Origin of the sequence: Mariniflexile litorale, from assembly GCF_031128465.2 — a bacterium.
Taxonomy (GTDB): domain Bacteria; phylum Bacteroidota; class Bacteroidia; order Flavobacteriales; family Flavobacteriaceae; genus Mariniflexile; species Mariniflexile litorale.
On the sequence record NZ_CP155618.1, the window covers coordinates 1366005 to 1389658 of the forward strand.

Annotated in this window: 22 protein-coding genes and 1 pseudogene; 16 read left to right on the forward strand and 7 right to left on the reverse strand. The window is 33.4% G+C overall.

All coding sequences use genetic code 11. The features are described from left to right. Positions 1-11 precede the first annotated feature (11 nt). The 3 genes from QLS71_RS05655 to QLS71_RS05665 form a co-directional block, all read right to left on the reverse strand. Positions 12-2024 carry a fumarate reductase/succinate dehydrogenase flavoprotein subunit gene (locus QLS71_RS05655; protein WP_308991500.1) on the reverse strand — a complete coding sequence of 671 codons (2013 nt, stop codon included), beginning with the start codon at positions 2022-2024 and terminating at the stop codon, positions 12-14. Positions 2025-2036: 12 nt separating this feature from the next. After that, positions 2037-2714 carry a succinate dehydrogenase cytochrome b subunit gene (locus QLS71_RS05660; protein ID WP_308991501.1) on the reverse strand — a complete coding sequence of 226 codons (678 nt, stop codon included), beginning with the start codon at positions 2712-2714 and terminating at the stop codon, positions 2037-2039. A 260-nt stretch (positions 2715-2974) separates the two neighbouring features. Next, positions 2975-4753 (reverse strand): T9SS type A sorting domain-containing protein, encoded by a 1779-nt coding sequence (locus QLS71_RS05665; protein WP_308991502.1) that lies wholly within the window; start codon positions 4751-4753, stop codon positions 2975-2977. A 182-nt stretch (positions 4754-4935) separates the two neighbouring features. Here QLS71_RS05665 and QLS71_RS05670 point away from each other — a divergent pair, with 182 nt between their 5' ends. Beyond that, positions 4936-6228: an aminopeptidase P family protein gene (locus QLS71_RS05670; RefSeq protein WP_308991503.1), complete on the forward strand. Its 1293-nt coding sequence runs from the start codon at positions 4936-4938 to the stop codon at positions 6226-6228. Between the two features lie 62 nt (positions 6229-6290). Here the strand turns inward: QLS71_RS05670 and QLS71_RS05675 are convergent, their stop codons facing one another. Then, positions 6291-7613 carry an aspartate kinase gene (locus QLS71_RS05675; protein WP_308991504.1) on the reverse strand — a complete coding sequence of 441 codons (1323 nt, stop codon included), beginning with the start codon at positions 7611-7613 and terminating at the stop codon, positions 6291-6293. Between the two features lie 208 nt (positions 7614-7821). On the opposite strand from QLS71_RS05675, the gene QLS71_RS05680 reads away from it, so the two are divergent. The 4 genes from QLS71_RS05680 (at position 7822) to QLS71_RS05695 (ending at position 9934) form a co-directional block, all read left to right on the forward strand. Beyond that, a complete protein-coding gene (locus tag QLS71_RS05680) occupies positions 7822-8478 on the forward strand; it encodes a hypothetical protein (RefSeq protein ID WP_308991505.1) in 657 nt (218 codons plus the stop codon). A 33-nt stretch (positions 8479-8511) separates the two neighbouring features. Next, complete coding sequence (locus QLS71_RS05685; protein ID WP_308991506.1) at positions 8512-9291, forward strand: alpha/beta hydrolase; 780 nt, start codon at positions 8512-8514, stop codon at positions 9289-9291. Between the two features lie 56 nt (positions 9292-9347). Further along, positions 9348-9614, forward strand: coding sequence for a hypothetical protein (locus QLS71_RS05690; RefSeq protein ID WP_308991507.1), 267 nt, complete (start codon positions 9348-9350; stop codon positions 9612-9614). Positions 9615-9685: 71 nt separating this feature from the next. Then, positions 9686-9934: a hypothetical protein gene (locus tag QLS71_RS05695; RefSeq protein WP_308991508.1), complete on the forward strand. Its 249-nt coding sequence runs from the start codon at positions 9686-9688 to the stop codon at positions 9932-9934. Here the strand turns inward: QLS71_RS05695 and thiL are convergent. Continuing rightward, on the reverse strand, positions 9924-10964 hold the full coding sequence (gene thiL, locus QLS71_RS05700; RefSeq protein ID WP_308991509.1) for a thiamine-phosphate kinase: 1041 nt from the start codon (positions 10962-10964) through the stop codon (positions 9924-9926). The genes QLS71_RS05695 and thiL overlap by 11 nt on opposite strands. 263 nt (positions 10965-11227) lie before the next feature. On the opposite strand from thiL, the gene QLS71_RS05705 reads away from it, so the two are divergent. The 11 genes and pseudogenes from QLS71_RS05705 (at position 11228) to QLS71_RS05755 (ending at position 19997) form a co-directional block, all read left to right on the forward strand. Further along, positions 11228-11557: an iron-sulfur cluster assembly accessory protein gene (locus QLS71_RS05705; RefSeq protein WP_308991510.1), complete on the forward strand. Its 330-nt coding sequence runs from the start codon at positions 11228-11230 to the stop codon at positions 11555-11557. A gap of 48 nt (positions 11558-11605) precedes the next feature. Next, on the forward strand, positions 11606-13057 hold the full coding sequence (sufB, locus tag QLS71_RS05710) for a Fe-S cluster assembly protein SufB (RefSeq protein ID WP_308991511.1): 1452 nt from the start codon (positions 11606-11608) through the stop codon (positions 13055-13057). A 90-nt stretch (positions 13058-13147) separates the two neighbouring features. After that, positions 13148-13900, forward strand: a complete 753-nt coding sequence (gene sufC, locus QLS71_RS05715) for a Fe-S cluster assembly ATPase SufC (RefSeq protein ID WP_308991512.1) — start codon at positions 13148-13150, stop codon at positions 13898-13900. A gap of 35 nt (positions 13901-13935) precedes the next feature. Then, positions 13936-14326 (forward strand): annotated as a pseudogene (locus QLS71_RS05720) (four helix bundle protein). Between the two features lie 55 nt (positions 14327-14381). Then, positions 14382-15695: a Fe-S cluster assembly protein SufD gene (gene sufD / locus QLS71_RS05725; protein WP_308991513.1), complete on the forward strand. Its 1314-nt coding sequence runs from the start codon at positions 14382-14384 to the stop codon at positions 15693-15695. A gap of 149 nt (positions 15696-15844) precedes the next feature. Continuing rightward, positions 15845-17059, forward strand: coding sequence for a cysteine desulfurase (locus QLS71_RS05730; RefSeq protein ID WP_308991514.1), 1215 nt, complete (start codon positions 15845-15847; stop codon positions 17057-17059). Between the two features lie 48 nt (positions 17060-17107). Further along, positions 17108-17536, forward strand: a complete 429-nt coding sequence (locus tag QLS71_RS05735; protein ID WP_308991515.1) for a hypothetical protein — start codon at positions 17108-17110, stop codon at positions 17534-17536. 40 nt (positions 17537-17576) lie between these two features. Beyond that, positions 17577-17999, forward strand: a complete 423-nt coding sequence (locus QLS71_RS05740; protein ID WP_308991516.1) for a SufE family protein — start codon at positions 17577-17579, stop codon at positions 17997-17999. A 72-nt stretch (positions 18000-18071) separates the two neighbouring features. After that, positions 18072-18395 carry an SUF system Fe-S cluster assembly protein gene (locus QLS71_RS05745; RefSeq protein ID WP_308991517.1) on the forward strand — a complete coding sequence of 108 codons (324 nt, stop codon included), beginning with the start codon at positions 18072-18074 and terminating at the stop codon, positions 18393-18395. A 74-nt stretch (positions 18396-18469) separates the two neighbouring features. Further along, a complete protein-coding gene (locus tag QLS71_RS05750) occupies positions 18470-18982 on the forward strand; it encodes a DUF2480 family protein (RefSeq protein WP_308991518.1) in 513 nt (170 codons plus the stop codon). A 70-nt stretch (positions 18983-19052) separates the two neighbouring features. Beyond that, positions 19053-19997 (forward strand): DUF3078 domain-containing protein, encoded by a 945-nt coding sequence (locus tag QLS71_RS05755; protein WP_308991519.1) that lies wholly within the window; start codon positions 19053-19055, stop codon positions 19995-19997. Between the two features lie 168 nt (positions 19998-20165). Here the strand turns inward: QLS71_RS05755 and QLS71_RS05760 are convergent, their stop codons facing one another. Both QLS71_RS05760 and hflX read right to left on the reverse strand, forming a co-directional pair. Then, positions 20166-22421 carry a transglycosylase domain-containing protein gene (locus QLS71_RS05760; RefSeq protein WP_308991520.1) on the reverse strand — a complete coding sequence of 752 codons (2256 nt, stop codon included), beginning with the start codon at positions 22419-22421 and terminating at the stop codon, positions 20166-20168. 12 nt (positions 22422-22433) lie between these two features. Then, a complete protein-coding gene (gene hflX, locus QLS71_RS05765; RefSeq protein ID WP_308991521.1) occupies positions 22434-23645 on the reverse strand; it encodes a GTPase HflX in 1212 nt (403 codons plus the stop codon). Positions 23646-23654: the final 9 nt, after the last annotated feature.

Sequence of the window (23654 nt, forward strand, 5' to 3'; positions counted from 1 at the left end):
ATGTCTTTTTCTTATTTGTATGAACGTTGTTTTAGTTCAATATCTTTAAATTCTAATATTTCTTTATGTAAAACGGCATCGGCTGGCTCTCCTGTGTATTCCCAAGCCGCAACATAAGCATAATCTGTATCATTACGTTTTGCTTCACCTTTTTGTTCGCCTTCTAATTCAACCGATTCTTCTCTAAAGTGACCTCCACAAGATTCGTTTCTATCAAGTGCATCTTTAGCAAACAACTCGCCTAACTCAAGGAAATCTGCAACACGACCCGCTTTCTCCAATTCAGGATTCATTTCGTTTGCAGAACCTGGCACCTTAACATTTTTCCAGAAATCTTCACGTAAAGCTTTAATTTCCACCATGGCTTCTTTCAAACCTTGCTCGTTACGTGACATTCCACATTTTTCCCACATAATGTTTCCTAATTTTTTGTGGTAATAATCTACGGAGTACTCTCCATTATTATTTATGAAGAAATTAATTCTATCAGTTACTTCTTTTTCAGCTTCATCAAACTCTGGCGTGTTCGTTGGAATTTTACCTGTTCTAATTTCATTAGATAAATAATCTCCAATAGTATAAGGTAATACAAAATAACCATCTGCCAACCCTTGCATTAACGCCGAAGCACCTAATCTATTAGCACCATGCTCAGAGAAATTAGCTTCTCCTATACAATATAACCCATCAACTGAAGTCATCAAATTATAATCTACCCAAATACCTCCCATGGTATAGTGTGTTGCAGGATAAATCATCATGGGAGTTTCGTATGGATTTTCATCTACAATTTTCTCATACATTTGAAATAAATTTCCATATTTCTCCTCAACAATGGCTTGACCTAATTCGTATATTTTAGCATCTGATGCATTTTCAATATTATGAATTTTAGCTTGCGTTTTTCCATAACGGGTAATCGCTGTAGCAAAATCTAAAAACACGGCTTCACCAGTAGCATTCACTCCAAAACCAGCATCGCAACGCTCTTTAGCAGCACGAGATGCTACATCACGAGGCACTAAATTACCAAATGCGGGGTAACGACGCTCTAAGAAATAATCTCTATTTTCTTCAGCGATGTCTGTTGGCTTTATTTCTCTTTTTTGAATTGCTTTTGCATCTTCAATATTTTTTGGAACCCAAATACGTCCGTCGTTACGTAACGACTCAGACATCAACGTTAATTTAGATTGATAATCGCCAGAACGTGGAATACATGTTGGGTGAATTTGTGTATAACAAGGGTTTGCGAAATACGCCCCTTTTTTATGAATTTTCCAAGCAGCAGTGGCGTTAGATCCCATAGCGTTAGTTGATAAGAAATATACATTTCCATAACCGCCAGAAGCTATAACTACAGCATGAGCCGAATGACGTTCTATTTCACCAGTAATTAAATTACGAGCAATAATACCCCTAGCTTTACCATCTACTTTTACAACATCAAGCATTTCGTGACGGTTAAACATTTCAATTTTACCACGTGCTATTTGGCGGTTCATTGCAGAATATGCTCCCAATAACAATTGTTGACCTGTTTGTCCTTTAGCGTAAAAGGTTCTTGAAACTAACACCCCTCCAAATGAGCGGTTATCTAATAATCCACCATAATCACGAGCAAAAGGAACTCCCTGCGCCACACATTGATCAATGATATTTGCAGACACCTCAGCTAAACGATAAACATTAGCTTCACGAGAACGGTAATCGCCTCCTTTTACAGTATCGTAGAACAATCTATATGTCGAATCGCCATCACCTTGATAGTTTTTGGCAGCATTAATACCTCCTTGAGCTGCTATAGAGTGTGCTCGACGTGGAGAATCTTGATAAGCAAATGCTTTTACATTATAACCTAATTCTGCTAAGGTAGCGGCAGCAGAACCACCAGCTAAACCTGTTCCTACAACAATAATATCAATATGACGCTTATTAGCAGGATTTACTAGATTGATATGGTTTTTATAATCTGTCCATTTATCTTTAATTGGACCATGTGGTATTTTTGAATCTAAAGCCATGCTATTGTAATATTAATGGTTAAGATGATGATAAAGTGCTATGAAAATAAATCCTAACGGAAGAACTATCGAATATATTTTTCCAATGGTTTGCAAGCGCTTTTTACGGATTGTTGAAGCTCCCATAGACTGAAATGCAGAAGTAAAACCATGTAATAAATGCAATGCTAAAAACACAAATGCTAATATATAAGCTCCAACTCTAATTGGACTAACAAACTTTTCCTGTAGTTCATGGAAATATCTGTAGCCGTCAACACCTTCATGGATTCCAGACCAATCGCCTTGAATGAATTTCGTGTTAATTTCTGGAAACCAAAAATCAATAAAATGTAAAATGATAAATGCTAGAATAGCAGCACCACTCCAAATCATGTTTCTACTCATCCAAGTAGAATTTGCAGAACCATTATTCTTGACATAAGAGATATTTCTAGCATTTTTGTTCCTTATTTCTAGAACAAAACCCATTACAAAGTGAAAAACCACTCCAAAAATTAATATGGGTTGCATAACAAATTGAATTAGCCAATTAGTTCCCATAAAGTGTGATACCTCGTTGAAAAGATCTCCACTAAAAACAGATAAAAGATTAATTGCAAAATGTTGAAGCAAGAAAAACATGAGGAAAAAAGCTGAAAGCGCCATGGCTACTTTTCTTCCGATTGAAGATTTAAAAAATCCGCTCATTATTTAATTTATTAAGTATAGTATACAAATGTAATTTACAATAAATTCATAGGCAAAAAGTTGGGCTCTAAAATTACAATTTAGAATAGTTATTAGTAATAATACGTAGTTTGTCAAAAAAAACTATATATAATATAAATTGTGATTTAAAAAAAACAAATAAAATGGCGTAATGCATGATTATTTAAGGATTTTCTTAAATATCTTAGCTAAATTAAGGACTAATTTTCATAACACCGAAGCTCCTATTATGCAAAAAATTATTCTACAAGTATCTTTTTAGTTATTTCTGTTGTACCTGAAAGTATTCTCATAAAGTACAAACCTTTTGAAACACCCGATAAATTAATAGTTATTGTTTGAGTTCCATTGGAAGTATCTAATTCTGAAATAAGCCTACCGCTTACGTCGTGAATCAATATTTTATCTAAATTAACAGACAAATTATTCTTAATAAAAAACTGACCATTTGTAGGATTAGGGTATATTGTAATTGAATTATTTAATGCTTCTTCCTCAACACCTAATGAACAAGAATGATTAGTTAATAAAGGTCTTAAACACACTATAGAACTTATACTTCTAGATTGAATAGCATTGGCTGCTGCAATGTTATTTGCATTTAATACTCTCCGATCAATTGCTGTTTGAAGTGCATAATTCATAATATCATTATCACTAATAACATGCCCTAGTGCATGTCCATGCCCCAACTCATGTAGCGCATTACTTTCAAAATCATATTTTCCTATTACAGCTGGAGTTCCTGCTGGTCCAAAGTTCCAATCAGTTGTATCATCAAAAACAATATCTAGTTCAGAAACATACCAATTCAAATTTGTTCCCGTACCGCAACCGTTAAAATAAGTGGTACATCTTCCCAATTCTGTAGGCCCCAATTCTGCACCATTATCAAATCTAACAACATTAATGCCATCTAGATCTGCAACATCGTTAGTCGTTGATGCACCTATTACCCAATTTATGCCTGTTGTGCATCGCCATGAATTAAAAGCTCTAAGAAAAGCAGCTTTAGCATTGGCATTATTATTAAAATCTGTAAACATTTGCCATGTATAACCTCCAGCATTATTATCATTTACATGTTGCGCTCGATATGCAACATTGCCTTCATCTTGTACTACATTTATTTCTGAAAATAAAATAGTTAAGCTATTGCTAGATTGTTTACTTGCAGAACTTGCATCAGTTACAACAATAGCTCCCGTTCCTGCTTTAGATGGAACTTCAACTTTAATTTGAGTATTTCCCCATTCTAATATTTGGGTATTGAATGCGTCTATAAAAGTAGCTCCTCCATCATCCGCATTCCGAAAAGATACTTTTCCTTTTGTTGCTCCAAAACCAGTACCATTAATAGTTAGCACGCTTTTTGTACCAGCAGTAATTGTAGTTGGCGTAAAAGTTATAGAACCAGGAGCAAGCAATTCCTTACCTTGAGTAGATTTTAAATAAATTGATTGTGTATCAAAATTAGACATTTCAATATATGTAAATTTTGTATAACCCATTATTTCATCATAGAAATTTGAAGCTATTCCGTTCTTTTTATTAAACGTATTAACCGCTAGATTATCATATAAGTTATACTTGTAAAACCCTTGAGAAGACCCATAAGCTTGAAATTGTTTCAAAGAGGTTTTTTCATAAGATTTCATTGCTATATTGTTATTATACAATGTAAATACACCCACTTCATCGTTATTCAGTTTCAAACTTGGACTTACCATTTCAGCAGACAAACCTACCGTACCACCAGGAGTAATAACTTCTATAACTGCCACTGGTTCTCCTTTAAATACTTTATAAACTTCAATGGTATTAGCTGTGTAAATATGCTGATTATTAGCATCCCAAAAAGATTTTTTAGAAACAACCTTTCCTTCTACGACCAAACTTGAATTTTCAATCTGTTTCTTTAATGAAACCTCTCTAAGCAGGGTTTGTGCATGTAAATTATTTAAACTGACTAAATACATTAATAAGATAAATACTTTACATAATACAATCTTTTTCATAACATCTTAAATTTTATCAACCTTTATAATAAAGACGGCCTCAAAGATAACCTATTATTACATATGATTTGTGTAATTTTGCCACACATAGTATCCTTAATATTTATATCATATAGATTCAAAAGCATAAAAAATACATCTTACACATTTGATTTATAGATAACTAAAAAAAAAAAAAACAAATGAAATACTTACCAATAAAATCTACGCTTTTCATTAACAATAGAAAAAATTTTATTGCTAAAATGATACCTAGTAGTTTAGCTATTTTTAACTCTAACGACATTTATCCAATAAGTGCAGATAGCACTTTACCATTTCAACAACATCGTGACATTTTTTATCTAAGTGGTGTGGATCAAGAAGAAAGCATTTTGGTATTGTTCCCAGATTGCCCAAAAGAAAAACATCGCGAAATTTTGTTTTTAAAAGAAACCAATGCACATATTGCTGTTTGGGAAGGCGAGAAACTCACCAAAGAAAAAGCGTTTGAAACGAGCGGCATTAAAACAGTATATTGGCTTCAAGATATGGAAAAAATCATGTTTGAGTTAATGACACAATGCGACACTGTATATATAAACACCAACGAACATTATAGAGCTAATGTTGAAACCGAAACTCGCGAAGACCGTTACACTAAATGGTTAAAAGAAAAATATCCAGCACATCGTGTAGCCAAAAGCGCCCCTATTTTACAACGTCTTCGCTCTATTAAAAGCTCCATTGAAATTGACTTGATTCAACAAGCCTGTAATATTACCGAAAAAGGATTCCGTAGAGTTTTAAACTTTGTAAAACCAGACGTTTGGGAATATGAAATTGAAGCCGAATTAATGCACGAGTTTTTGCGTAACCGTTCTAAAGGTTTTGCATACACACCTATTATCGCTTCGGGAAACAACGCAAACGTATTACATTACATTGAAAACAACCAACAATGTAAAGCAGGTGATTTAATTTTATTTGACACCGCTGCTGAATATGCCAATTATGCGAGTGATTTAAGCAGAACCATTCCAGTTTCCGGAAAGTATTCTGCGAGACAAAAAGCAGTTTACAATGCTGTTTTTAGGGTGAAAAATGAAGCTACTAAACTATTAACACCTGGAACCATTTGGGCAGATTACCACATTGAAGTGGGAAAAATAATGACTTCAGAATTGTTAGGTTTAGGCTTGCTAGATAAAGCCGATGTACAAAATGAAAACCCCGATTGGCCTGCATATAAAAAATACTTTATGCACGGAACCAGTCACCATATGGGATTAGACACGCACGATTATGGTATTTTAACCGAGCCGATGCAAGCTAATATGGTATTTACTGTTGAACCTGGTATTTATATTCCTGATGAAGGTTTTGGGATTAGACTTGAAGATGATGTGGTTATTCAAAAATCTGGAGAACCTTTCAATTTAATGCAAAACATTCCTATTGAAGCGGAAGAAATTGAAGATTTAATGAATTCATAAAAATTATAAAGGGTCGTTTTTCAACGACCCTTTTGCTGCTACCAACACTAAAGTTTTGCAATTTACAGAGTGACTAATTCAAATAAATAATCGTTTAGTTTTTGCAGCGTATTAATTTTATTTTTGGTATCAACCAACAGAGAGATGTTGTTATTGCTTCCACCATAAGAGATCATTCTAATTTTTACATCTTGCAATATTTGAAATAATTTATATGTTTCTTGATGATTTACAACCGAATGGCCAACCAAACAAATAATACTTTGCCCTTTATCAACTTCAATGGTTGCAAATTTTTCTAATTCAGCTAAAATTTTATCTAAGTTTTTATCATCATCAATAGTTAAAGAGACCGCAACTTCCGATGTTGTAATCATGTCTATTGATGTTTCAAATATTTCAAATATTTCAAATACATTTCTTAAAAACCCGTGTGCTTGTAGCATTCTACCAGATTTTATCTTTATAGCAGTAATACCATCTTTCGCGGCCATGGCTTTCACACCAGTTTCAGAATGATCGTCGTTTATTAAGGTACCAAAAGCACCTGGATTCATCGTGTTTTTTAATCGTACAGGAATATTAAGCGACCTTACAGGCGTTACTGTTTGTGGGTGTAATATTTTCGCTCCGAAATAAGCTAATTCTGCCGCTTCTTCAAATGACAAGTTCGAAATGGGTCTTGTATTTTCAACATATCTAGGATCGTTGTTATGCATCCCATCAATATCAGTCCAAATTTGAACCTCTTCCGCTCCAATTGCAGCCCCAATAATAGTTGCAGTATAATCGCTTCCTCCTCGTTGCAAATTAGAAATAGCTCCTTTATCATCTAAACAAATAAACCCTTGGGTAATGTAAATTTGAGAATCTTGAGCCTTATTATAAGCCGTTACAAAATGTTTTTTTATATAGTTTAAATCAGGATCTTTAGCGCTATCAATACGCATAAAATCTAAAGCTGGTAATAATGTTGAACTTACACCTTCTTGATTTAAATAAGCATTCACCATATAGGTAGAAAGCAATTCTCCTTGTGCTACAATTTGATTTTCTAATTCAATAGAAAAAGGTTTTGCAGTAAACGCAACTAATAAATTAAAAATATCAGACACGTAAACTTTAACCTCTTTATTTAAAGAAGTATTTGAAAGCAAATTGTCTATGACACTGGAATAGGTATCATGAAGTTTATTTATTTTATCTATAGCTTCATTCGCTTCATTATCTGAAATATGCTTTGATATAGCAACTAACTGATTGGTTGTGCCTGACATAGCCGATAATACAACCACCTTTTTTTCGCCGTCGTTAATAATGCTTTTAACGTTACAGATATTTTCAATCGATCCTACCGAAGTGCCACCGAATTTTAATACTTTCATACTTTTTATAAGCTTATCACTTTATATAGTTGATTTATTTAAATCAATTCAGACTACTAAACTATAACTCCTTATCTTAATAAAGATATTTATTAAAAAATATGTTTAATTTTGTACATATTGTTAAATAATTAACATAAAGCATTGGCTTTATTTCTGTTACCTATATAATGAAGGCTGGATTTGCTTAAGAAAGAATAAAAACCATATGAAAACTGTATCAAACTGCGTAGAAGACATTCTAATAACCCAACCTTATTTAGAAGAAGCACTGTCTAGAAATATAATAAATTTTAGTGCATTGGCAATTGAACTAACCGAACCCATTAGTCAAATGCTAAAAAAAGAGGTGAAACCAGGTGCTATTATGATGGCTTTAAGGCGTTACAATCCGCCACCTGCTTTGTCAAACTCGGTGAAAATGAAAAAATTCATGCAGAATCTGGGTGATATCACCGTGCGTTCTAACTTAACAGATTTCACAATTAAAAATTCTGAAACTATTATTGAAAATCATGCAAAAATTTTAGTTCGTATTAATCAAGAATCAAAATTATTTTACACATTCACTAGAGGGATTCATGAAAGCAATCTCATCATATCCAGTAGTTTAAAAGAGTTTATTGAAGAAAATTTAAAAAACGAAACCTTTATCGCTACACAAGACGGCTTGTCGGCTATTAGCGTAAACTTACCACAAGATAACTCAAAAATTGCTGGGTTGTACTATCAATTTTTTAAGCGTTTAGCTTGGGAAGGCATTGTGCTTTACGAAGTAATTTCTACAACCAATGAGTTTACCATTCTAGTTGAAGATGAATTTGTAGATAAAGCCTTTACTGCAATAAAAAAGGTGAAAGCCTAGTTATCCTAATATTATTGTTTAATTTTTTTAAGTATGATATTCGTATACAAAGGCATTAACATTTTTTATACTGATGAAGGCCAAGGAAATCCTGTGGTTTTACTTCACGGATTTTTAGAAAACGCAACTATGTGGAATCCATTCATTCCAGAACTAAGCAAAAACAATCGCGTTATTTGTATTGATTTATTGGGTCATGGTAAAACAGAATGCCTAGGTTATATACACACCATGGAACTTATGGCAAAAGCCGTTGAAGCAGTACTAAATCATTTAAAAATAAAATATTCTACTTTTATAGGACACTCTATGGGAGGCTATGTGGCACTCGCATTTGCAGAAAAAAATCCAGATGCCTTGAAAGGGTTGTGCTTAATGAATTCTACTGCATTACCCGATACTGAAGAAAAAAAACAAAACAGAGACCGTGCTATTGTGGCTGTAAAACAGAATTATAAAACTTTTATTAGAATTGCTGTTAACAATTTATTCCGACCAAAAAACAGAATCGCATTTGCTGATAAAATAAAAGAGGTTGTTAATGAAGCTTTAAAAACACCTCTTCAAGGTATCATTGCAGCTTTAGAAGGTATGAAAATTAGAAAAAATCGAGTACACATCCTTCAATTATCTAATTTTAAAAAAATGATTATTATTAGTAAAAAAGATCCTGTATTAGATTACAACATACTCTTCAATCAAGCCATGAATAATAATGTGAATGTAGTAGAATTTCCAGACGGACACATGAGTCATATCGAAAATGAAAGTATTTTCTTGACACAAATAGTGTATTTCATCGAAAATTTATAGCGTTTTGACGGTTTATTAATTTTTTTTTCTAAGTTTATTGCTCAAACAACCAACACATGAAAAAATCTACTAAAAAACCAACACGCATACCAAAGATGTACTGCAATCTCTTTGGGCACGATTATCAAGTATCTAAAAAGGTCACCTACCATGTAAAAGAGTATACTTGCTCACATTGCAAAAAACAATTAACCACAAATAGCAATGGAAAGTTAATAGAATTAACTCCAACATTTAAGGAAATTAATATCATCTTAGAACGCATTTACAACACTAGAATGGAACGTTCGAAGGATAAAAGATTCGTTTCGTCGATTTACTAACATTTTATCGATAAAATTTGTTTGCTTTTTTATAGATTAATAGTCTCTTAAGAAGCTAATTAAAATATATAATGAAAAACATCCATTGTCTGGTATTCGGACATGATTTTAAAGTAACCAGAAATGTTACTTATCATGTTAAAGAATATGCATGTAAAACGTGCAATAAACAACTTACTACGAATAGTAGTGGTAATTTAATTGAATTGACGCCTAAGTTAAAAGAAATTAACGATGTGTTAGAACGCATCCACCATAAACGTCTCTCTAAAACCAATCTTCAAAGATTTAATTGTGAATTGTTAGTTTTTAGTCATTAAAATTTTTCCATCCTTGCGCCTTTATAGGTATTTTAGCATCGGCTCTGGTAACTAAGTGTATACCTTCATTTGCTTCCTTCATAAAACCAATAACACTAAAATGAGGGTTTGCTTGTATTTTAGGGAAATCGACTTGAGATATGGTGAATAAAAGTTCATAATCTTCACCACCATTTAAAGCAACGGTTGTACTATCTATGTTGAATTCTTCACATGTTGAAATAACTTGCGGGTCTAATGGAATTTTTTCTTCGTACAAATCACACCCCAAATTACTTTGTTTGCATAAATGAATGATTTCAGAAGATAAACCATCGCTAATATCAATCATAGCTGTGGGTTTTACATCTAAATCTTTCAGCAGCTTAATAATATCTTTTCGCGCTTCTGGTTTAAGCTGGCGCTCTATAATATAGGTGTAAGGCTCAAGATCGGGTTGACTATTTGGGTTGACTTTATATACTTCTTTTTCGCGCTCTAGTACTTGCAAGCCCATAAAAGCGCCCCCTAAATCGCCAGTAACAACTAGTAGATCTTTTGGTTGAGCTCCATTTCTATAGACTGGATTCTCTACTTCTCCAATAGCGGTAACAGAAATTAAAAGCCCAGTAGTAGATGACGTTGTATCTCCACCAATAACATCTATATCATATGTTTTAGCAGCAGTTTCTATACCTGCATAAATATCTTCAAGGGCTTCCAAAGGAAACCTATTAGAAACCGCAATTGATACCGTAATTTGTGTGGCTTTCGCATTCATGGCATACACATCGGACAGGTTTACAACAACAGCTTTATATCCCAAATGTTTTAATGGCATATAGCTCAAATCAAAATGCACTCCTTCAACTAATAAATCGGTAGTAACAACAATTTTCTTGTTTTCAAAATTCAAAACAGCGGCATCATCACCTATTCCTTTAATGGTAGACCTGTGATTTATTTTAAAGTTTTTAGTAAGGTGGTCTATCAGACCAAATTCTCCTAAATCACTTAATGGGGTACGCTGTTGATTTTTATCTTCTATCATATTGCAAAAATAAGAACCTTATTTTTATAAATGAATACACTTCAGATAATAAAAATTCAAATTTGTTAACTTAAAACTAAAAATATACAACAAAATTGTAATTTTTTAATCAATAAGAAAAACCTATAAAACTATATACTAATATAATGTTAGGTTACATGGTAATCCATGACTTATATTGTATATTTGTACCCTATTTAGAAATTGTCTTAATTAAATATTTATTTAAGCTAAGAGCAGATCTAAATCTAATTAAAAAAAATATGATAAAAGTTTCTGAAACAGCTAAGAAAAAAGTTATCGAACTTATGACAGAAGAGGGCTTTAACCCTACTTCCGATTATGTACGCGTAGGTGTTAAAAGTGGCGGTTGTTCTGGGCTATCTTACGATTTAAAGTTCGATAAAGAAAATCAAGAAGATGATAAAGTATTTGTAGATAATGATGTGAAAATTATTGTAGACAAAAAAAGCTTTTTATACTTGATAGGAACAACTTTAGAATATTCTGGAGGATTAAACGGAACTGGATTTGTGTTTAATAACCCCAATGCAAACCGCACTTGTGGTTGCGGCGAATCATTTTCGCTTTAATCCAATTCCAACCTTCACAATCGAAGGAGTTTTCAAATAGTAAAAAATATGAGTAATAAATATACAGAGGACGATTTAAGAGAAGAGCTTAAAACCAAAGAATATGAATACGGATTTTATACTGATATAGCTTCCGACACATTTCCTATTGGTTTAAATGAAGATATTGTTCGTGCAATCTCTCTTAGAAAAGAAGAACCAGAATGGATGACCGAATGGCGCTTAGAAGCCTTTCGTGCTTGGGAGAAAATGGTTGAACCAGAATGGGCAAATGTGCATTATGCAAAACCAGATTTCCAAGCTATTTCATACTATTCTGCACCTAACAGCAAGCCTAAATACGATAGTTTAGACGAAGTAGACCCTGAGTTATTAGCAACATTTGCTAAACTTGGAATTTCGATAGATGAACAAAAAAAACTATCTAATGTAGCCATGGATGTGGTGGTAGATTCGGTTTCGGTAGCGACTACATTCAAGAAAACCTTGGGTGAAAAAGGCATTATATTTTGTTCTATTTCAGAAGCGTTAAGAGAACATCCAGACTTAGTAAAAAAATATATTGGTACGGTAGTCCCTCAAAAAGACAACTTTTATGCTGCTTTAAACTCAGCTGTTTTTAGCGATGGGAGTTTCTGTTACATTCCAAAAGGCGTTCGTTGCCCAATGGAACTTTCAACTTATTTCAGAATCAATCAAGCAGGAACGGGTCAATTTGAAAGAACATTGGTGATTGCAGATGCAGGTAGTTATGTTTCTTATTTAGAAGGTTGTACCGCACCAAGTCGTGATGAAAATCAATTACACGCAGCTGTTGTAGAACTTATTGCTTTGGATGATGCTGAAATAAAATATTCAACCGTACAAAACTGGTATCCAGGAAATGCTGAGGGTAAAGGTGGTGTTTTCAACTTTGTAACTAAACGTGGTTTATGCGAAAAGAACGCTAAAATATCCTGGACTCAGGTAGAAACTGGAAGTGCAGTTACTTGGAAATACCCATCATGTGTATTGAAAGGTGATAATTCGGTTGGTGAATTTTATTCAATCGCCGTAACTAATAATTACCAACAAGCCGATACAGGTACGAAAATGGTTCATTTGGGAAAAAACACCAAGTCGACTATTATTTCTAAAGGTATTTCAGCAGGAAAATCACAAAACAGTTACCGAGGACTGGTTAAAATTAGTCCGAATGCAGACAACGCACGTAACTTTTCGCAATGTGATAGTTTACTTATGGGCAACGAATGTGGTGCACATACCTTTCCTTACATTGAAGTGAAAAATAAATCGGCAAAAATAGAGCACGAAGCAACTACTAGTAAAATTGGTGAAGATCAAATTTTCTATTGCAACCAACGTGGTATAGACACCGAAAAAGCGATCGCATTAATAGTAAACGGATTTAGTAAAGAAGTATTAAATAAACTTCCTATGGAGTTTGCTGTAGAAGCTCAAAAACTATTAGAAATTAGTTTAGAAGGCTCGGTAGGATAAAAATAAATATTCAAAATGAAAACTCCAAATTCCAACGAATAGTATCCATTGGAATTTAGAATTTAAGTATTGCAATTTCAAATATAAATTATGTTAAAAATTGAAAATTTACACGCAAGTGTTGAAGATAAAGCCATTTTAAGAGGCATAAATTTAGAAGTAAAAGCGGGAGAAGTTCATGCAATCATGGGGCCCAACGGTTCTGGAAAAAGCACATTAGCCTCTGTAATTGCAGGGAAAGAAGAGTACGAAGTAACCGAAGGAAGTATCTTTCTTAATGATGAAGATATCGACGAATTAGCTGCTGAAGAGCGTGCACATAAAGGTATCTTTTTATCTTTTCAATACCCAATTGAAATCCCAGGCGTATCGGTTACTAATTTCATGAAAACAGCTATAAATGCAAATCGTAAAGCTAAAGGCTTAGACGATATGCCTGCAAAAGATATGTTGAAATTAATACGAGAAAAATCGGAGCTATTAGAAATTGATAGAAAATTTTTATCACGTTCTTTAAACGAAGGCTTTTCGGGAGGTGAAAAAAAACGTAACGAGATTTTCCAAATGGCGATGCTAGAACCTAAATTGGCTATTCTTGATGAAACCGATTCTGGTTTAGATATCGATGCCCTTCGTATAGTTGCCAATGGTGTTAACAAACTTAAAAGTAAAGACAACGCGGTTATTGTGATTACGCATTACCAACGTTTGTTAGATTACATTGTTCCAGATTTTGTACATGTACTTTATAACGGCCGTATTGTAAAATCGGGCGGCAAAGAATTAGCGCACGAACTTGAAGAAAAAGGATACGACTGGATTAAAGAAGAAGTGAACGCGTAATTTGTTTTAAGTTTGAGATTCAAAGTTTCAAGTTAATGGCAACTATACAACGATTTGAGGATTTAGAAAACTGGCAGGAAGCTAGAACATTATTTAATCAAATTAAAAGATATTGCACTTGAAACAGAATTAAAGCACGATTTCAAACTCAAAGATCAAATAAAAGGTTCTTCTGGTTCTGTAATGGACAATATTGCTTAAGGTTTTGAACTTGATGGCAATTTGGAATTCAGACAATTTTTATCAATAGCAAAAGGTTCGGCAGGAGAAACAAGGTCGCAATTATATAGAGTATTTGATTCAAATTACATTTCAGAAGAAAAACTAAAAAAATTAGTAAGCGATTATGAACAATTAAGCAAGAGAATATCTGGCTTTATATCATATTTAAATAAAAGAGATTTCAAAGGAAACAAGTTTAAATAAAATTTTGAGTAAGCAACTTGAAACCTTTAACCTTAAACTTGAAACTATTTAAAAAATGGATTTAAAAGAAAAATTAATATCATCCTTTTTAGCATTCGAAGAACGTGTAGATGTAGATGCATACGTACACGACGTTAGAAATGAAGCTATCAAAATATTTGAAGAAAAAGGCTTTCCTACCAAAAAGGAAGAAGCTTGGAAATACACCTCTTTAAACAGTGTTTTAAAGGAAGATTATAGCGTATTCCCAAAAAAGGAAAATGCTATAGAATATAACGATGTAAAAAAATATTTCATTCACGATATAGACACCTTTAATGTGGTATTTATAGATGGGAAATATTCATCGCATTTATCGCAAACCACACACGACGGTTTAGATGTTTGTTTAATGTCTTCGGCATTAACAAAACCTAAATACCGTTTAATCATTGAAAACTATTTTAACAAAGCAGCTACAAAAGATAGTTTACCATCGTTAAATACAGCATTTTCATGTGAGGGGGCCTACATTCACATTCCAAAGAATAAAATGGTTCAGAAGCCTATTCAAATCATTTATTTTTCAACAGGAAATGAATCGGCCACCATGTTACAACCACGAAATTTAATTGTAGCGGATGAGAATTCACATGTACAAATTATAGAACGTCATCAAAGCCTAACCAATAATCCTGTTTTAACCAACAGTGTGACCGAAATTTTCGCAAACAAACGCTCTATTGTCGATTACTATAAAATTCAAAACGACAACCAAAACGCGACGCTAATAGACAATACGTTTATAAAACAAAAGCAAGAAAGTATCGCATCCGTGCATACATTTGCTTTTGGCGGTAAATTAGTTCGTAATAATTTGAATTTCTATCAAATGGGCGAACACATTGAATCTATTTTAAAAGGTGTTACCATTATTGGCGATAAACAACATGTAGATCACAATACGCTCGTACACCATATAGAACCTAACTGTGAAAGTCATCAAGATTATAAAGGAATTTTTGGCGAGAACTCTACAGGTGTTTTTAACGGTAAAATTATTGTTGAAAAATTAGCTCAAAAAACCAATGCTTTTCAAGCCAATAATAACATTTTAATAAGTGATAAGGCAACCATAAACACCAAACCGCAATTAGAAATTTTTGCTGATGATGTAAAATGTTCTCACGGCTGTACCATTGGGCAATTAGACGAAAGTGCCATGTTTTACATGCGTTCTCGTGGTATCCCCGAAAAAGAAGCCAAAGCACTTTTAATGTATGCCTTTAGTAATAACGTATTAAGTTCGGTTAAAATTCCAGAAATTAAACAGCGTATTACTAAGATTATTGCTAATAAATTAGGTGTTAAAATTGGGTTTGATTTATAGTATATTTTGTCATTCCCTCGAAGAAGGGAATTTCATGATATAATTAATTATATTAATTTGAAGCTATTTCCCGCTATCCGCTATATCTTTTTCGCTTTGAAAAAAAAGCAAAAAAGGATGCCGCTACCATCGGGGCTAAACAAAAAGCCATGTTCAACGTAGAAACCATTCGAAAAGACTTCCCCATTCTTTCTCGCAAAGTAAATGGCAAACCTTTAGTGTATTTTGATAATGCAGCCACATCACAAACCCCACAACAAGTTATTGATGCTATTGTAGATTATTATTCAAACTACAACGCCAACATTCATCGTGGTGTGCATACATTAAGCCAGGAAGCAACCGATAAATACGAACAAGCAAGAGAAAAAATACAAAAGCACTTTAATGCAAAATTTGCACACGAAATTATATTTACTTCGGGTACAACAGATAGCATTAATTTAGTCGCCAATGGTTTTTCATCACTATTAAAAAAAGATGACGAAATTATTGTTTCTGCCCTAGAACACCATAGTAATATTGTCCCCTGGCAAATGCTTTGCGAACGTACGGGTGCCACTTTAAAGGTCATCCCAATGAACCAAGATGGTGAATTGGTGATACCAGAATTCGACGCCTTACTATCAAAAAAAACAAAACTCGTATTTGTAAACCACATATCAAATGCTTTGGGTACCATAAACCCCATAGAATATATCATTAAACAAGCACATTTATTTGGGGCTGCCGTATTAATTGATGGCGCACAATCAACCCCACATATTAAACCAGATGTTCAAGCATTGGATGTGGATTTTTACGTAGCATCTGCTCACAAAATGTGCGGACCAACAGGTCAAGGGATGCTATACGGCAAAGAAAGTTGGTTGAAAAAATTGCCTCCCTATCAAGGTGGTGGTGAAATGATAGCCGAAGTCACCTTCGAAAAAACAACCTATGCTGATTTGCCTCACAAATTTGAAGCAGGCACACCAAATATTTGTGGAGGTATTGCTTTTGGAGCCGCCATCGATTATATGAATGCTGTTGGTTTCGATGCCATTGCCAAATACGAACATGAACTTTTAGAATACGGTACAAAAAAACTTTTAGAAATTGAAGGTTTAAAAATATATGGTACTTCGAAAAATAAAACTTCTGTCATTTCATTTAACTTAGAAGGTATCCATCCTTACGATGTGGGTACCATTTTAGATAAATTAGGAATTGCGGTTCGCACAGGGCATCATTGTGCGCAACCTATTATGGATTATTTTAAAATTCCAGGAACAGTTCGTGCTTCTTTTTCTTTTTACAACACTAAATCTGAAATAGACGTTTTAGTAGCTGGTGTGAAAAAAGCAAAAATGATGCTTTCTTAAACTTTGGCTTCTTTTTTGCAACTCTATAAGAAATACAATCTCATTCCTATGAAATTTTTAATCATCTTATTATCATTAGTTTTTATAGATAATGGTTGTTCTGCATCTAAAGTAAATCAAGACGCTATATTTCTTGAATACTCGATGCATTCAAGGGGTTCGTATCAACTCATAACCATCACCAAAAAAAGTATTTCAGTAGTAAGTAAAAGGGACGAAAACCCTGTTGTTAAATCCTGCTCTAATTCCAATTGGAATAAAATCTTAAAAGTTCTAAAGCCAGTTGATATTGAAAATTTACCAAATCTAAAAGCACCTTCTGAAAATCGATTTTTTGATGGTGCTTCTATTGCTAATTTCAAAATCATTTATAATGGTGATACTTATAAAACACCAAGTTTCGATCATGGAAATCCTCCTAAAGAAATAGCACGACTTGTTAAAGAAGTCTTATCTATTTCAGAAAACATTGAATAGCAACATTTCTTGTTGTATTTTTACATAAAATTAAGTGATTGTGAGTATTAAAGACATACAAAATGAAATAATAGACGAATTCTCAATGTTTGAAGATTGGGAAGAACGTTATCAATATATGATTGATTTAGGGAAAGATTTACCCCTAATAAACGACCAATATAAAACCGAAAGCAACATTATAAAAGGTTGCCAAAGTAAAGTGTGGGTTCATGCCGAAATGCAGGATGATAAAATAGAATTTACAGCCGATAGTGATGCTATTATTACCAAAGGTATTATCGCTATTTTAATACGAGTATTTTCTAACCAACACCCTAAAGATATTATCGATGCCGATATGGATTTCATTGATAAAATTGGTTTAAAAGAACATCTATCGCCTACCCGAGCTAATGGCTTGGTAAGCATGATAAAACAACTTAAAATGTATGCTATTGCGTACCAAACACAGTTAAAATAGTTGAATTGTTTATTCGTTAAATGAAAAGCACTTTCAAAACGATTAAACTCTAAAGGATTAAACATTAAAAAAATGAGCGAAACAATCGACACCACCGAATTAGGTGAAAAAATAGTAAACGTACTAAAAACCATTTACGATCCAGAAATACCTGTAGACATTTATGAATTAGGTTTAATTTATGATGTTTTTGTAAATGAAGATTTGGATGTTAAAATTTTAATGACTCTTACTACTCCTAACTGCCCTGTGGCAGAAACATTGCCTTTGGAAGTTGAAGAAAAAGTAAAATCCTTAAACGCTGTAAAAAGTGCTGAAGTTGAAATTACTTTCGATCCACCATGGACACAAGATTTAATGAGCGAAGAAGCCAAATTAGAATTAGGAATGCTTTAATTAGTTTAGTTCATAGTTGAGAAATCGTTACGCTTATTTACAACTGAACAACAAACTTCTAAACAACAAACATTTTGGATAAAGAAATTATAAATCGCGTAGCGAATAGTGTACTAGTTACGATTAACCTTGAGGATTATTATCCTAAAGGACCACGTGTTCTTTTTGATATTAAAGATTGGTTGTATGAAGGTTTCGTATTACGCGAAAAAGATTTTAGAAATCAAGTTGCTGAATATAACTGGGCTCAATATCAAGATTCTTATGTCGCATTAACTTGTAGTAGCGATGCCATCATCCCAGGTTGGGCTTATATGTTAATTAGTATTCAATTAGAATCGTTTGCTAAAAAAATGATTATTGGCAATCTTGAAGCTTTGGAGACCTCAATATATCAAGATGTTATATCTCATTTAGATGTTTCTGAATTTACTAATAAACCTCTCATTATAAAAGGCTGTTCTAAAAAACCAGTACCTCAAAATGCCTATATCATGCTTGCAACAAAATTAAAACCTATTGCAAAATCGATCATGTATGGAGAAGCTTGTTCTTCTGTTCCTCTTTTTAAAAAAAAACAACCTTAATTGTAACTTCGCAATAAAATGCGTATCTTAAACTGTCTTAATTTTAAGACATATATTAATACGAGAAGAAATGAAAAAAACACTTTTATTATTTGCATTATTTATTGGCATAATAGCCGTAAATGCTCAAACAAAAGAAGAACTTCAAGCCCAAAAATCTGAAAAACAAGCTGCAGCAAATGCTTTACAAGCTGAAGCAAAAGCTTTGCAAGCACAAATTGATGCCCTACCTGGTTGGAGGGTTGGTGCTTTTGGTACCATTGGTGGTAGTTTATCAAACTTCAGCAAATGGTATTCACAAGGTGCTCCAAACAACTCATCTGGTAACATAGGCTTTACTTTTAACGGCCATGCCAACTTGATTCAAGAAAAATTTTTTTGGAGAAATGCCTTAACAACCAATCTAAATTGGGTGAAGCTTGACAATAAAGACAACCCAAACGATGACGATAGTTTCAACCCTACTACCGATGTGTTTAATATTTCATCTTTATACGGAAGGAACATTACAAAAACATTAGCTGTTTCAGGTTTAATGGAATATAGAACGACATTATTAGATAACTTTAACGATCCTGGATATTTAGATTTAGGTGTTGGTGCTACTTGGACACCTATAGAGAATTTAATAGTGGTCATTCATCCTTTAAACTACAACTTTGTTTTTGCTGATAATGATACTGTTTTTGAATCATCATTAGGTGCCAAAATTGTTGCAGATTATACAAGACAAATTGGAGCCATTAATTTTAAAACGAACTTCTCAACATTCCAAAGCTATAAAAGTGGGGATTTATCAAACTTTACATGGACAAACTCTTTTAGCTACACACTTTGGAAAATGATTGGTGTTGGTTTTGATTTTGGCTTAAGAAGTAACAAGCAAGAAGCTTTAAACTATGCATTAGGACAGTTTGATCCATTAGCAATTCCTGCTCAAACAGAACCCACGTTTGATAATGTAGATAATGATTTACAAACATATTACACCGTTGGATTGAGTTATAAATTCTAATAACCTTACCCTTTATATAAACAAAAGAGGCTGTCTGAAAAGTGTTATTCTGAGTCATATTGAGCCTGTCGAAATATTCAAACTTGTTGATAATCAATATCAGTTTCGACAAGCTCAACCTGACAAAGTAAACAAAATACACTTTTCAGACAGCCTCTTTTGTTTTAATTACTTTTTATTTCCTTTGAATTTTCGTTCTTTCTTTTTACTACTAAAAATCCTTTTTATAAAACCATCTCGTTTTTCTGGTTCACAGTTTAAATCAGAAACCACTTCACTCGAAGGGTTTTCAAAATGACTTTTTGTAATAAAATTGTAATTGGAATCGGAATTTAATTTACTGTAGAATTTTGCAAAAATAGGCAGAGCAGAATTTGCTCCTTGACCCAACCCCGTGGTTTTAAACCCAATACTTTGGCTGTCGTTTCCAACCCAAGTAACTGTTACTAAATTTGGAGTAATACCCACGAACCAACCATCTTTATTATCTTGTGTGGTTCCTGTTTTTCCTGCAATCTCATTTGTTAGGTTGTAAGCTGTTCGTAATCGAGTAGCAGTACCTGAATTAACGGTTGATTTCATTATTTCAAGCATCACCTCTCTGGTGTAGTCATTAAAGGCTGGTTCCGTTACTTCTGGTTTAAACAATGCTATCACATGCCCATTCCTATCCGTAATTTTAGTGATGGCATATGGCGTAACCGGTTTACTACTGTTTACATAACTGGCATAAGCACCCGTAAGGTCTTGCAAATTAATTTCAGCTACACCTAATGCTATAGAAGGCAAGTTCGGTAACTCTTTCTTTATTCCTAATTTTTTAGCTTGTTCTAAAACCTTCGAAATTCCTACTTCATTTAAAACCTTTACAGCAATAGTATTAACCGAATTACTCAATGCCATTTCAAGATTATAATTAACATAAGGGTCTTCAGTTTCACCTCCTGAGTTTGTAGGTGTCCAATCATCATAATTGCTATATGTAACTTCTGCTAAAGAAAAATAAGTGCACGGTTTCATGCCATTTTCAATTGCTGCTGTATAAACAAAGGGTTTAAAAGTCGACCCCACTTGTCGTTCACTTTGTGAGACATGATCATATTTAAAATAGCGGTAATCAATGCCTCCTATATACGCTTTGATAGCACCTGTTTTTGGCTCTATACTTAACATACTTGTATTTAAGAATTTCAAATAGTGTTGTAGACTATCTACAACACTCATCCTTTGAATGGTATCCCCTTTCCATTGAAATAGTTCTACATCCCGTTTTACTGAAAGTGAATCACGAATTTGAGCGTCAGATAAACCAGCTTCTTTATACAGTTTATATTGTGGTAAGTTTTTTAAAGACCTTTGAATGAGTTTTTTATTTGTTTTCCAAGGTGCAGAATTTCCATAGGACGTTTCAAAATCGTTTTGTAAAATGGTGAGATGCTCTTTCATAGCTTCTTCTGCAAATTGCTGCATCCCAACATCTAATGTGGTATGAACAATAAGCCCATCGCGATATAAATCATACCGTTCTCCATTGGGGTTTTTAATACTATCTAATATAGCTGCCAATTCCTTTTTAACCTGAGCTCTAAAATAAGGTGCTGTACCCACGTCATGATTAAACGACTTATAATCTAATCCCAAAGGTTTTTTTGCATAAAACGTGGCAGTATCTTGAGGCATATTACCATACTTTACCATTTGGTTCAGTACGACATTACGTCTATTTACACTTTTTTCCGGGTTTAATCTGGGGTTGTAATAATTATTCGCTTTTAAAGAACCCACCAACGTAGCCGCTTCATCTTTTGTAAGCTGAAATGCTGGTTTATTAAAAAATTTACGAGCAGCACTCTCAATACCATAGGTATTATCTGGAAAAGGAACCGTGTTAAAATACATGGTTAAAATCTCCTTTTTTGAATAAATGGCTTCAATACGTTTCGCAATAATAGATTCCCGAAACTTGTTGATAACCATACTAAAAAACCTGTAATTATTTCTACCGTATAAATTCTTTGCGAGTTGCAAAGTGATGGTACTACCACCTCCTGCAGATTTATCTCTTAACAAAATACTTTTTACAAACACACGCATCAAACTAATATTGTCGATACCATCATGCTCAAAAAAACGAACATCTTCAGTAGCTACTAAAGCATCAATAAGGTGTTTAGGGAAATCTTCAAAGTGTAAAGGCTGCCTATCATAAATATAATATTTACCTATCAGCTTTCCGTCTTGATCTAAAACTTGTGTGGCTTCTTCTTGTTTTATAGAACTTAATTCGGTACTAGTTGGCACTTTCCCAAAAACACCTAAGTAAATACTAATGTAAAGTCCAATAAAAAAAATTAAGACGGAAGCAAAACCAATGAATCCCCATTTTATCCATTTATTTTTCAGTAACCTTTTTATTAACTCCATACTTGGTTTTATCTAGTTCATATCTTCGTAGTCGGGGTACAAAAATTTGTTATAAGGGAAACGTGTAATGTGAATTTCGCGAACCTCATCGTAAACACGTTTTTTAAAATCTTCTAAGTTCTCTTTATTTAAAGCTGAAATAAACAAGGCATTGTTACCTACCTTACTCATCCACGTGCTTTTCCATTCACTAAGGGTGTTATGTTTAGAGCTGCGTTCGGTTTCTAAATCATCATCATCTAAAGGTTCCGCTTTATAGGCATCAATTTTGTTGAACACCATGATAATAGGTTTATCGGCACTTTTTATTTCACCCAAAACTTTATTTACAGACTCGATGTGTTCTTCAAAATTAGGATGTGAAATATCAACGACATGCAATAATAAATCAGCTTCTCGAACCTCATCAAGCGTTCCTTTAAAACTTTCAACCAATTGAGTAGGCAGTTTTCTAATAAATCCAACGGTATCACTTAATAAAAAAGGTAAATTTTGAATCACGACTTTTCTAACGGTGGTATCTAAAGTGGCGAATAATTTGTTTTCGGCAAAAACTTCACTTTTGCTTATAACATTCATTAACGTCGATTTTCCAACATTCGTATAACCTACTAAAGCGACACGCACCATCGCACCACGATTACCACGTTGTACAGACATTTGTCTATCAATCGTTTTTAGTTTTTCTTTAAGCAGGGCGATTTTATCACGTACGATACGCCTATCCGTTTCAATTTCGGTTTCACCAGGTCCACGCATACCAATACCCCCTTTTTGACGCTCAAGATGCGTCCACATCCCTCGTAGTCTTGGTAATAAATATTCGCATTGCGCCAATTCAACCTGCGTTCTCGCATAACTTGTTTGGGCACGTTGCGCAAAAATATCGAGAATTAAATTGGTTCTATCTAATACTTTACAATTTAGAATTTTACTGATGTTTCGTTCTTGAGCCGATGACAATTCATCATCAAAAATGGCAGTTCCAACTTCGTTTTCTTCAATATATTTACGCACATCTTCCATTTTACCCGTTCCTATAAAAGTTTTAGGATTAGGCATCTCCATTTTTTGAGTGAATCGTTTTACCACCTCGCCACCTGCTGTAAAGGTTAAAAACTCTAACTCATCTAAATACTCTTGAGATTTAACTTCATCTTGGGCTTTAGTAATAACGCCTATTAAAACGGCTTTTTCTAAAGTAATATCTTTTTTTTCTAACATAGAATAAAT

What these genes read in the sequence shown, in the direction of transcription:
- hflX (WP_308991521.1), bottom strand. Translation starts at nt 23,645, where the DNA reads ATGTTAGAAAAAAAAGATATTACTTTAGAAAAAGCCGTTTTAATAGGC.
- QLS71_RS05655 (WP_308991500.1), bottom strand. Translation starts at nt 2,024, where the DNA reads ATGGCTTTAGATTCAAAAATACCACATGGTCCAATTAAAGATAAATGG.
- QLS71_RS05660 (WP_308991501.1), bottom strand. Translation starts at nt 2,714, where the DNA reads ATGAGCGGATTTTTTAAATCTTCAATCGGAAGAAAAGTAGCCATGGCG.
- QLS71_RS05690 (WP_308991507.1), top strand. Translation starts at nt 9,348, where the DNA reads ATGAAAAAATCTACTAAAAAACCAACACGCATACCAAAGATGTACTGC.
- QLS71_RS05675 (WP_308991504.1), bottom strand. Translation starts at nt 7,613, where the DNA reads ATGAAAGTATTAAAATTCGGTGGCACTTCGGTAGGATCGATTGAAAAT.
- QLS71_RS05680 (WP_308991505.1), top strand. Translation starts at nt 7,822, where the DNA reads ATGAAAACTGTATCAAACTGCGTAGAAGACATTCTAATAACCCAACCT.
- thiL (WP_308991509.1), bottom strand. Translation starts at nt 10,964, where the DNA reads ATGATAGAAGATAAAAATCAACAGCGTACCCCATTAAGTGATTTAGGA.
- QLS71_RS05760 (WP_308991520.1), bottom strand. Translation starts at nt 22,421, where the DNA reads ATGGAGTTAATAAAAAGGTTACTGAAAAATAAATGGATAAAATGGGGA.
- QLS71_RS05730 (WP_308991514.1), top strand. Translation starts at nt 15,845, where the DNA reads ATGTTCAACGTAGAAACCATTCGAAAAGACTTCCCCATTCTTTCTCGC.
- QLS71_RS05745 (WP_308991517.1), top strand. Translation starts at nt 18,072, where the DNA reads ATGAGCGAAACAATCGACACCACCGAATTAGGTGAAAAAATAGTAAAC.
- QLS71_RS05665 (WP_308991502.1), bottom strand. Translation starts at nt 4,753, where the DNA reads ATGAAAAAGATTGTATTATGTAAAGTATTTATCTTATTAATGTATTTA.
- QLS71_RS05705 (WP_308991510.1), top strand. Translation starts at nt 11,228, where the DNA reads ATGATAAAAGTTTCTGAAACAGCTAAGAAAAAAGTTATCGAACTTATG.
- QLS71_RS05735 (WP_308991515.1), top strand. Translation starts at nt 17,108, where the DNA reads ATGAAATTTTTAATCATCTTATTATCATTAGTTTTTATAGATAATGGT.
- QLS71_RS05685 (WP_308991506.1), top strand. Translation starts at nt 8,512, where the DNA reads ATGATATTCGTATACAAAGGCATTAACATTTTTTATACTGATGAAGGC.
- QLS71_RS05695 (WP_308991508.1), top strand. Translation starts at nt 9,686, where the DNA reads ATGAAAAACATCCATTGTCTGGTATTCGGACATGATTTTAAAGTAACC.
- sufD (WP_308991513.1), top strand. Translation starts at nt 14,382, where the DNA reads ATGGATTTAAAAGAAAAATTAATATCATCCTTTTTAGCATTCGAAGAA.
- QLS71_RS05670 (WP_308991503.1), top strand. Translation starts at nt 4,936, where the DNA reads ATGAAATACTTACCAATAAAATCTACGCTTTTCATTAACAATAGAAAA.
- sufC (WP_308991512.1), top strand. Translation starts at nt 13,148, where the DNA reads ATGTTAAAAATTGAAAATTTACACGCAAGTGTTGAAGATAAAGCCATT.
- sufB (WP_308991511.1), top strand. Translation starts at nt 11,606, where the DNA reads ATGAGTAATAAATATACAGAGGACGATTTAAGAGAAGAGCTTAAAACC.
- QLS71_RS05755 (WP_308991519.1), top strand. Translation starts at nt 19,053, where the DNA reads ATGAAAAAAACACTTTTATTATTTGCATTATTTATTGGCATAATAGCC.